The following is a 9846-nucleotide window of genomic DNA, read 5'->3' as shown; positions in this document are numbered from 1 at the left end:
CGCTTTATGGGGTAAGGGGATTTTGTGTCTGCGACATTTCTGTTGTGCAAGAAATATGTACAATAAAATGAATTTTGTCGCTTTGCAAGCAAAATCCCACTAAACCCTATAGGTTGCGGATTTGAGGAACTTGAAACTTCGTGCGGGATATGGTATCTCTGGTAATGCCATGGGCTTCGATGTGTATTCTTCTTATAATACGTATGGTGCTTCTGGTACATTCGTATATGATGGTAAGACTTATCGCACATACGGTGCAACCAAGAATGCAAACCCTGATTTGAAGTGGGAGTCAACGGGTATGTTGAACATTGGTCTCGACTTTGCATTCTTGAAGGGACGTCTGAATGGTACTGTAGAGGTTTATCATAAGAAGACCAAAGACTTGATTTGGAGCTATCCTGTTTCAACAACTCAGTACATATATGGTTGGATAGATGCCAATGTGGGTGAGATGACCAATAAGGGTATTGAGTTTACGTTGAATGCGGTGCCTGTTCGTACCAAGAATTTCATGTGGAGTACTACCCTCAACCTCTCTCATAACAAGAATACTGTCGATAAGATGCAGAATGAGACATTCCATACTACTAATCTCACCCAGGGTGACCCAATGGTAGCTGGTGTTTCTGCAGATGGTTGGACACAGAGAATTATGGAGGGCGAACCTATTGGTACATTCTATACATATCAGTATGCAGGAATTGTAAATGGACGCTCAGAGTACTACGTTCTTGATGAAAATGGTAATCGTACAGGCGAAACTACCAATAATCCAAGTTTGAAAGACCGTTCTATAACAGGCTGTGCGCAGCCTAAACTCAATGCAGGTTGGAACAATACGCTTACTTATAAGAACTGGAGTTTGAATGCATTTATCACAGGTGTGTTTGGAAATGATGTTTATAATAGCGCACGTGCTCATTATACGAGTGCTCAAATGTTCTCTGATGGTAAGAACGTGTTGAAGGAATTTCTTAACAACCCAGCTAGTGATGCCTCTGGTTCGCTTCCGTCAGACCGTTTCATAGAGAAGGGGTCATACGTTCGTCTCCAAACCCTCTCTCTAAGCTATACCTTCCGTAATTGCTTTAATGACTGGATTCAGGACTTGACTCTTTATGGTACAGCCAATAACCTCTTTACGATCACTAACTATAAGGGACTTGATCCTGAGGTGAATATGGGTGGCATTGACCCGGGTATCGATTATCGTTGGAGCCGTTATCCACATACACGTACCTTCATGGTGGGTGTTAAGATTAATTTCGGTGGAAGCAAGAAGAAAAAGGTTACGCCACAGTATATCGACCGAGAGGTAATCAAGGAAGTACCAGTCATCAAGGAAGTGGTTAAAGAGGTTCCTGGAAAGACAACTTTCGTACAGAGCACATACGTTGTGACATTCCCAGTAAATTCTGCAGAGATTGGTAATACTTCAGAACTTGATGGTATTAAGAGTGGTTCAAATGTAGAGATTGTGGCTTACTCTTCTCCTGAAGGTAAGTCTTCTGCTAACCAGAAACTTTCACAGAAACGTGCGGATGCGGTTGCTAAATATCTGCAAGATAAGGGCGTAAACGTGACACGTATTGTTGCTAAGGGTGCAGATAGCAACCATGCAAACCGTATCGCTATTGTGACTGTTAAGTAATAACTATTAATCAGATTACAGAATATGAAACTAAATAGATTGTTTATTTCAGCTGGATTGTTAGCTATGGCACTTACCAGCTGTACGGATTTGAATATGGCTCCAAATTCGCAATATACGGAAGATCCTAGTCAGAATTCAGGAATAGACCCTATGATTGTGGTAGAGGCGAAGATGGCTGATGTGTATTACCATCTTAAAGGTACGCTTGGACGTCGTTATATGGAAGCTCAGAGTCTTGCCTCTGATGAGTTTACATCTGTAGCATTTAACGGTGGTTACGTTGATGGTCATACTTACGCAAATCAAGCACTTCACTGTAGCTCTCCTACAGATGCATCTATAGGTTGGTATTCCGATGTAACCGCAGGCATAACAAAGGCTAATAAAGTTTTGGAAGAGTTGGGTAGTGGGGCTTCTGCCCAGATGAAAGCGCCAGCTCGTGCCATACGTGCTTATTATACCTGGATTTTGATGGATAGTTATGGTGACACACCTATCTTGGAAAGTGTTCCTGCAGAAGGTACATCTGTGCCTCGTTCTCCTCGTAAGGAAGTTGCAGAGTGGATAGAGAGTGAGTTGACGGATATTATTCCTTATTTGACAGAGGATGTAACGGAGAATACATACGGTAAACCAACTAAGTGGATGGCTGAGGCTCTGCTTGCCAAACTCTATATCAATTGGGCAGTTTATACTGCGGAGTCTGTTGACCAGTATGATGCTGCAACAGCAGCTAATCCAAAATTGGATGCTTGTATTGCTGCTTGCGATGAAATCATCAATAGTGGTAAATTCAATTTGGGTACAGTAGATTATCTCCATAAGTTCTCTTATGATAATGGTTGGACGGTAGAGGATTTTATCTATGCCATACCATACGATGCTGTCCAAGACATCAAGGATGGTAGTTCTTATGGATTACAGTATGCACGCCCTCGTACATTTAAGGATATGAAGAATATGTTGCCTAATGTTTATGGGTCAACGGATAAGTTTACGCAGTCATTTGGTGGAAATATGGTTGTTACTCCAGAGTTTGCCAAACTTTTCTGCCTAGATGGTGATATTCGTAACCTTAGTATACTTCGTGGCGATGTCTATGTTCGTGACCCAAAAACATTGCGTCCAACGACGGAACCTTTTATGTATAAAGGTGTGCAGATGCATTTTACAGAGGATATAACTCTTGCCAAAATTGACAACGATATTGATGTTGGAAATGATGCCAATGCTTATCAGCAGGGATGCCACTCTATCAAATGGTTTGCAATTCCTAGCGACTACAATAATAGTCGCAACCAGTCTAATGACCTCCCGATTTTCCGTTATGCGGATATCCTGATGATGAAGGCGGAGGCTCTTACTCGTCAAGGCACTGGTGGTGCAAAGGAACTCTTCAACCAAATTCGTACATATGCAGGTGCTCCAACTCTTACTTCTGAGCCTACATTGAAGGAAATCTATGACGAGCGTGGTCGTGAGTTCTTCGATGAAAACTGGCGTCGTAATGATATGATTCGTTTCGGTCATTACGAGGATGAGTTCTTTCCACATTACAAGGACTTCCCTGATGCAAACTTCGACAAGCGCCATCGTATCTTCCCTATTCCTCAAAGTGACATCGACTTGAATGGTTGGGAACAGAATGCTGGTTATTAATCGATTGAATGATGATAAATGGGGAGTGGCAGGGTCTGCCACTCCCTTTTTCCTAATTGTTAGGCGAAGTTTGTTTCATTTTGATAGAACTGTTTGATTGTGAGAAGGAACCTATTGTTTTTATTACTATGGTTGGCAGGAAAAAAGTCTTTACAGCTTTTGGTGGCCTTCTTGGCTGTGGCCTTGCTGGTTGCAGCTAAGGATTATACCCGATATGTAGATCCACGTATCGGAAGTGAGGGATTGGGAAGAACTTTCCCTGGCCCTTGTATGCCTTATGGTATGGCAAAGCCGGGACCGGATGCCGTGACTATGCCGAATGCAGGATGGGCACCGATACCTGAACCTGTCAAAGGATTTTCGCAGATGCATGTTAGCGGAACGGGTGGTGGACAGAAATATGGCAATATCCTGATTCAGCCTTACCTCGATTCCAAGGAAATCATACAGAAATGGATGGATGAGAAGATTTCCTTGGGATATTATGCGTGTACCTTTGAGAATGGAATACGAACTGAGATTACTGCCTCAGAACGTTGTGCTTTCTATCGGTTGGACTTTGGCAAGAAGCAGAAGGGAAAACTCTTGATAGATGTGGCTACTTTCTTAGGAATAGATACAATTCCTGATAAGCGCGAAGCGCAGCAGTATGTGGATTCGTATGTTTCCTGTGATGGAAAATATGCCGTCTCTGGATGGAGTACGGTTCGGGGCGGCTGGAACAATGGCGGCCCTTATACCGTATATTTCTATTTGCAGAGCGATGTTCCTCTATTATATAATAAGGTGAAAGAATCTAAAGCAAAATTGGATGTCACTTTCTTGGAAAGTATAGCCAATCTGAAATTGGGTATTTCGCATATCAGTATCGCCCAAGCCAAGCGAAATATCCCTTTCTGTGGTTTCGATGCCCAGTTGAAGCATCTACGAGAAACCTGGAATGGAAAATTGAGGAAGATAGAAATCGCAGGAACTGAGAAACAGAAACGGATGTTCTACACGGGCATCTACCATACGATGCTGATGCCTGTGGATAAGTCGGGGGAAAATCCTCATTTCTCTGATACTCCTTATTATGATGATTACTATGCCATTTGGGATACTTACCGCACGTCTATGCCGCTTCTTACTCTGATAGATGAGGATAAGCAGCGGGATATGATCCATTCGCTTCTGAATATTTATAAGCATGATGGCTATATGCCGGATGCCCGGAGTGGTAATTGGAATGGAAGAACGCAGGGAGGAAGCAATGCTGAAATTGTGATAGCCGATGCTTTTGCCAAAGGGATGAAAGGTATCGACTATGAATTGGCACTCAAGGCTATGATCAAGGATGCTGAAGTTCCACCTACGGATGATGATGGTTATTTGGGAAGTGTGCCTGATGAAAAGCATGGTCGTGGTGGATTGAAGGAATACAATACGCTCGGTTATATCCCTTATGGTATCGACAGAGCTGGCAACCGTACGGTGGAATACAGTTATGATGATTGGTGCATCGCTCAGGTGGCGAAAGGGTTAGGACATCAAGACCTGTATCAGAAATATCTCAAGCGCTCTGGTAACTGGCGCAATCTTTGGCGTGGTGATTATGAATGGCAGGGAATGCGTGGCTTCATCATGCCTCGTGATGCAGATGGGAGATGGCTCGACTCTGTGCCTTGGGGAAAATCAAAAGTTTATCATCCCCTGATTCCTTATCGCCCTGATACGAAGGTGGCTCCCTGGTATCTGCCATGGTGGAGTACTTTCTTCTATGAAGCTTTGTCGGCTGAATATAGTCTCAGTATTCCGCATGATGTGCCGGGATTGGTAGAGTTGTGCGGTGGTAAGGAGGCTTTTATCAAGCGCCTTCATACATTCTTTGCCAACAAACATTATAATGTTGCTAACGAACCGAGTTTTATGACTCCTTATCTCTACCATTGGGTGGATAGACCTGATCTGAGTGTAGCACGTATCAGACAGATTGTGAATGACAACTATGATGATACTCCGCTTGGTTTGCCGGGAAATGATGATAGCGGCGCCATGTCTTCCTGGCTTGTCTTCAATATGATGGGTCTTTATCCCGTGGCAGGACAGAATCTCTATCTGGTAGGCTCGCCGCTGATTCCTGAATATACGATTCATCTGGAGAATGGTAAAAAACTGCAAGTGGTAAGGGATGAAAAGATGAAATCCTGGGATAGGAAATTCTTGACTCATGAGTTATTAACAAATGGTGGAAAACTTGTACTTCCTGGTTTTTCTGCTGTTGATTCTACTGTTGATAACGGTGCTAAGATGCTGATTTCTAATCAGAAAGAGCGTTTTCCACGTTGTGAACAAGATGTGGATAACTTGTTGAAAAGTATTCCTTCACAGGGGATTTCTCATTTCGTTTTAAACCGTCAGTATCGCAATTGGGAGCTCGGGGCAACTTATCTGAATGGAAACCGTGATACCCTGTATTTGAAATGCAACCAGTCGGTCTATCTGATACCGGAAAGACTGGTGGATGAGGCTACTGGTTTCTCTTGGGACAATCCGCAGAAAGGAAAGAATATCTATGTCTGCAACAAGTCGCAGAATAAAGGTATGCGTGATGGTACCTTCCTGTTTATTTCCAGAAAAGCCTTACAGCAGTTGCTTCATTCTGGTACTTTCATCTATAATGATATTACTTGGCGACAGGTGTCAAGGGATGCAAAGACCGTTGTCGTGCGTGCGGATATAGATGGCACAACGATGTGTATCAGTCTTTGTCACCAACTGCCATGGGTGCTTTGGATGAAAAACAATCCTTTAGGTATTGATTGGACCCTCACAGGAATGCTTCCGGACGGGAAATGATTCTTCCATAAGAAAATTGTTTTAGATTTGTTCTGATAATAGAATTAATTTTGTAACTTTGTGGAAAAATATAAAAGCCTAATGAAGAAAGTAATATTAGTAATCGGTTTTGTCATGTGTCTCTTGCTGGTACAAGCTCAGACCCGTCGCCAGATGGGTGGGGTGTACTGCGCTTATCCTTTTACTGAGGTAGAGACCGGTAAAACTCTTTCTATCGAGAAATATGAGGATGAGGATAATCTGGTTCTGGAGGGTTACACTCCTTTCTATATAAGTCATTATGGTCGTCATGGCTCCCGCTGGATGCCCCATGATGACCGCTATACCTGGGTGAACCGGCACTTTGAGGATGTATCAAATCTTACTCCTTTAGGAAAAAAGGTAAGGAAAATCTTATGGCGAGTATGGGATAATGCTCAGGGTAATGGTGGTAAACTGTCGAAATTAGGTGCTCTTCAGCATCGGGGCATTGCCAATCGTATGTATCAACGCTTTCCTCATATTTTTGCTACAGGTAATCGTGTGACGGCACGTTCAAGTGTCGTTGACCGTTGTGCAAAAAGTATGTTGGCTTTTACGGATGAATTGCATCATTTGCAGCCGTCACTAACGATGGATGTAAAGACCGATTCTGCCGATATGGCATGGATTGCCTATACTTCTCCGGAAGAAAAAGCATTGGAAAACAGGACAAAGGTTACGCCAAAGGTTTCTACAGACAGATTCATGCATCTGCTTTTCAAGGATATTTCCAAGATTGATGATCCGATGAAGTTGATGGGGGAGATGCAGGCCTTCACTTCCTCTATTCAGGATGTGGGTTTGAATTTCAAGTCTTATCCGAAAGATATAGAGGAACAGTTGAATGCCCTCTTTACAGATGAGGAATTTCGTGCTTTCTATGAAGCCAACAATAAGCGTATGACGATCTGTAATGGAGATGATCTCTATAATGAACGGATTCCGATGCGTTCTGCTGTTTCTTTGTGGCATCATATCAGAGATGATGCTGATAGGGCTTTGGCTTTGGGTAAGCCATCTGCAGATTTGCGCTTCGGACATGATACCAATCTCTATCGCCTGCTTACTCTTTTGGGGGCTGGCTATGAAAGGGTTTCTGAAGAGACGGGAATGTTTGAAAGTTCCTGCGACCGATATGACTATAATCGCATGGATGTTGTGGTTCCAATGGCTACCAACCTACAGATGATTTTCTATAAGAAGAATGTGCCGGATGAGGCTCATCCTGAGAAAAATATTGTGGTAAGACTGTTGTATAATGAGGTGAACGAGGCACAGATCAAAGGCATGGAAGATGTGTTCTATGGTTCTGATGTTCCGCCTTATGATAAAAACTATTTTTCCTGGGAAGAATTCAAGCAGTATATGGAAAGCCGGATAGACAAGGCAGAACATGTACGTCAGCTCCATGCCCTCAATACGATGGTGGGCACAGCGCAGGCTAATACCAAGACGGCTGGCATGTTTGGTAAGGGAAGTGAGGAACATGGACAAACTCTTCCTGCCGTACTGGTGCCTAACGGACAGAATTTCTGGACTCCTCAGACTCAAGATACGGAGAAAAAGTGTATTGCACCTTATTATTATAAGGATACAGAATTACAGGGCTTTCGCAACAGCCATTGGATAGTAGGAGGTTGCACCCAGGATTACGGTTCCTTTACGGTGGCAACTTTGGGCGGCAAACTGAGATTGCAGCCAGAGGAACGTGCTACTCCTTTTTCGCATGCAGATGAAATATCTCATCCTCATTACTATGCAATCAACTTGAGGAAAGAACATCTTAAAACCGAACTTACGGCTTTGAGCCATACTGCCATCTTGCGTGTAACACCACAGGAAGACCAAGATGTTCATATCGTCATCAATCCGAATAGTGACGAGGGGGAAGGATATATAGAGATCGATACGCTGAATCATAGAGTTTATGGTTATAATCCTGTGCATCGCATCTACCAAGGATGGGGTGAACCAGCAGGATTTAGTGGGCATTTTGTCTTGGAATACCCTGAAGGACTGGTTGATTTCGGCGTGTTCTCCAAGGAGAGTAAGAAAGGAAAGGGATTGGAGGCTAAAGGTGCCCGCATCGGGGCTTGGCTTACCTTCAAAGGTCAGACAGAAAAACCGATGGAATTGAGAACCGCCAGTTCGTTTACAGGCAAGGAAAATGCGATTTCCAATTTAGAGAAAGAAGTGGATAACTTGGCAAGTAGTTTTGATGAGATGCGGGAAAGAGCCATCGATGCATGGTGCGACCGCTTTCATACGATAGATGTGCAAAGCAAGGATACTGCTAAGGTCAACCAGTTTTATGGAGCCTTCTACCGTGCCTCGTTCCTGCCTCGCCAGATGAGTGATGTGAATGGCGACTACCCACCATTTGCTCATGGAGAGACGAAGCAAGAGAATTCTTCACTCGTCACTCTTCATTCTTCACTCCCAAAAGCATACGGAGATTTCTCTATGTGGGATATCTATCGTGCCGAACTTCCTCTCTATAATATCATCACGCCAACTTTGTCGGGTGACATGATGCAGTCGCTGGTCAATATGTACAAGGAGGGTGGATGGATGCCTATTTTCCCTTGTTGGAACAGTTATACGGCAGCGATGATTGGCGACCATGCCGGTGTTGCTCTGGCGGATGCTTATGTCAAGGGCATTCGTGGCTTTGATGCGCAGACAGCATACCAGGGGATGCGTAAGAATGCTTTCCAGAGTCCGAAGTCTTTCGAGGAGTATAAGGATGGTATGGGAAGAAGGGCTTTGAAGTCATATCTCAAATATGAATTTATTCCGATGGAGGATAGTGTGAAAGAGGCTTTTCATCAGAATGAGCAGACCTCCCGTACTTTGGAATATGCTTTTGATGATTTTGCCGTGGCACAGATGGCAAAGTTGTTGGCTGATTCTCTGGAATATCAGAAGAATAAAGGCCATCTTTTGTCCTTGGATAAGAAAATGCTATTAGCTGACTATGAGCAACTGATGCGACGGTCTGAAAACTGGCGTCATGTCATCAATCCAAAGACCGGATGGGCTGATGGTCGTCATCAAAACCGGAAATGGGAAAATAATCTCGACCTGGTGCATCGCAAGAGTTATATTACCGAGGGGGCTACCTGTCACTATACCTGGTATGTGCCTCAGAATGTGGAGGGACTTTTCCAAGTTATCAACAATAGTGGGCAGAACGTCATCGCACGTCTGGACAGAATGTTTGATGAAGGATTGTACTGGCATGGTAACGAACCTTGTCATCAGATAGCCTACCTTTATAATAAGGCTGGTGCTCCTTGGAAAACCCAGCAGCGCATTCACCATATTCTGAATACCGAATATAATGATACTCCTGGCGGACTGTCGGGTAATGATGATGCGGGGCAGATGTCGGCTTGGTATATGTTTTCTGCCATCGGGTTCTATCCCGTATGTCCGGCTACACCTTATTATTATATAGGCACACCAAGTTTTGACAAGGTTACATTCAATTTAGAGAACGGCAGGAAGTTCGAAATTGTTGCCGAGGAAGTCGATGATGAGAATTTCTACATCCAGCAAGTTGACCTGAATGGTAAGTCTGGCTACTTTTTGTCTCATGATGACTTGCTGAAAGGTGGAAAACTTTCTTTCAGAATGGGAAATTCTCCTAAATATTAAAAATTAAGAAA

4 protein-coding genes and 1 pseudogene are annotated in these 9846 nt (G+C 43.5%); all 5 read left to right on the top strand.

Annotated elements, in window-relative coordinates:
• Positions 1–127: 127 nt before the first annotated feature.
• Positions 128–1270: pseudogene (locus EXN75_RS14100) on the top strand (TonB-dependent receptor domain-containing protein); the annotation flags it as partial.
• Positions 1247–1654, top strand: a complete 408-nt coding sequence (locus tag EXN75_RS18335; RefSeq protein WP_246031418.1) for an OmpA family protein — start codon at positions 1247–1249, stop codon at positions 1652–1654. The pseudogene EXN75_RS14100 and the gene EXN75_RS18335, both read left to right, overlap by 24 nt.
• 24 nt (positions 1655–1678) lie before the next feature.
• On the top strand, positions 1679–3316 hold the full coding sequence (locus tag EXN75_RS14095) for a RagB/SusD family nutrient uptake outer membrane protein (protein ID WP_134844286.1): 1638 nt from the start codon (positions 1679–1681) through the stop codon (positions 3314–3316).
• 99 nt (positions 3317–3415) lie between these two features.
• Positions 3416–6154 carry a GH92 family glycosyl hydrolase gene (locus tag EXN75_RS14090; RefSeq protein WP_246031417.1) on the top strand — a complete coding sequence of 913 codons (2739 nt, stop codon included), beginning with the start codon at positions 3416–3418 and terminating at the stop codon, positions 6152–6154.
• Between the two features lie 81 nt (positions 6155–6235).
• Positions 6236–9835 (top strand): GH92 family glycosyl hydrolase, encoded by a 3600-nt coding sequence (locus EXN75_RS14085; RefSeq protein ID WP_134844285.1) that lies wholly within the window; start codon positions 6236–6238, stop codon positions 9833–9835.
• Positions 9836–9846: the final 11 nt, after the last annotated feature.

Source organism: Segatella hominis (assembly GCF_004535825.1).
Lineage (GTDB): Bacteria > Bacteroidota > Bacteroidia > Bacteroidales > Bacteroidaceae > Prevotella > Prevotella hominis.
Note: the sequence above shows the minus strand (reverse complement) of the source record. Positions and strands in the feature narration are given on the sequence as shown.

Excerpts from the sequence above, each read along its gene's own strand:
- EXN75_RS14095 (WP_134844286.1), top strand. The coding sequence starts at position 1,679 with ATGAAACTAAATAGATTGTTTATTTCAGCTGGATTGTTAGCTATGGCA.
- EXN75_RS14085 (WP_134844285.1), top strand. The coding sequence starts at position 6,236 with ATGAAGAAAGTAATATTAGTAATCGGTTTTGTCATGTGTCTCTTGCTG.
- EXN75_RS18335 (WP_246031418.1), top strand. The coding sequence starts at position 1,247 with ATGGTGGGTGTTAAGATTAATTTCGGTGGAAGCAAGAAGAAAAAGGTT.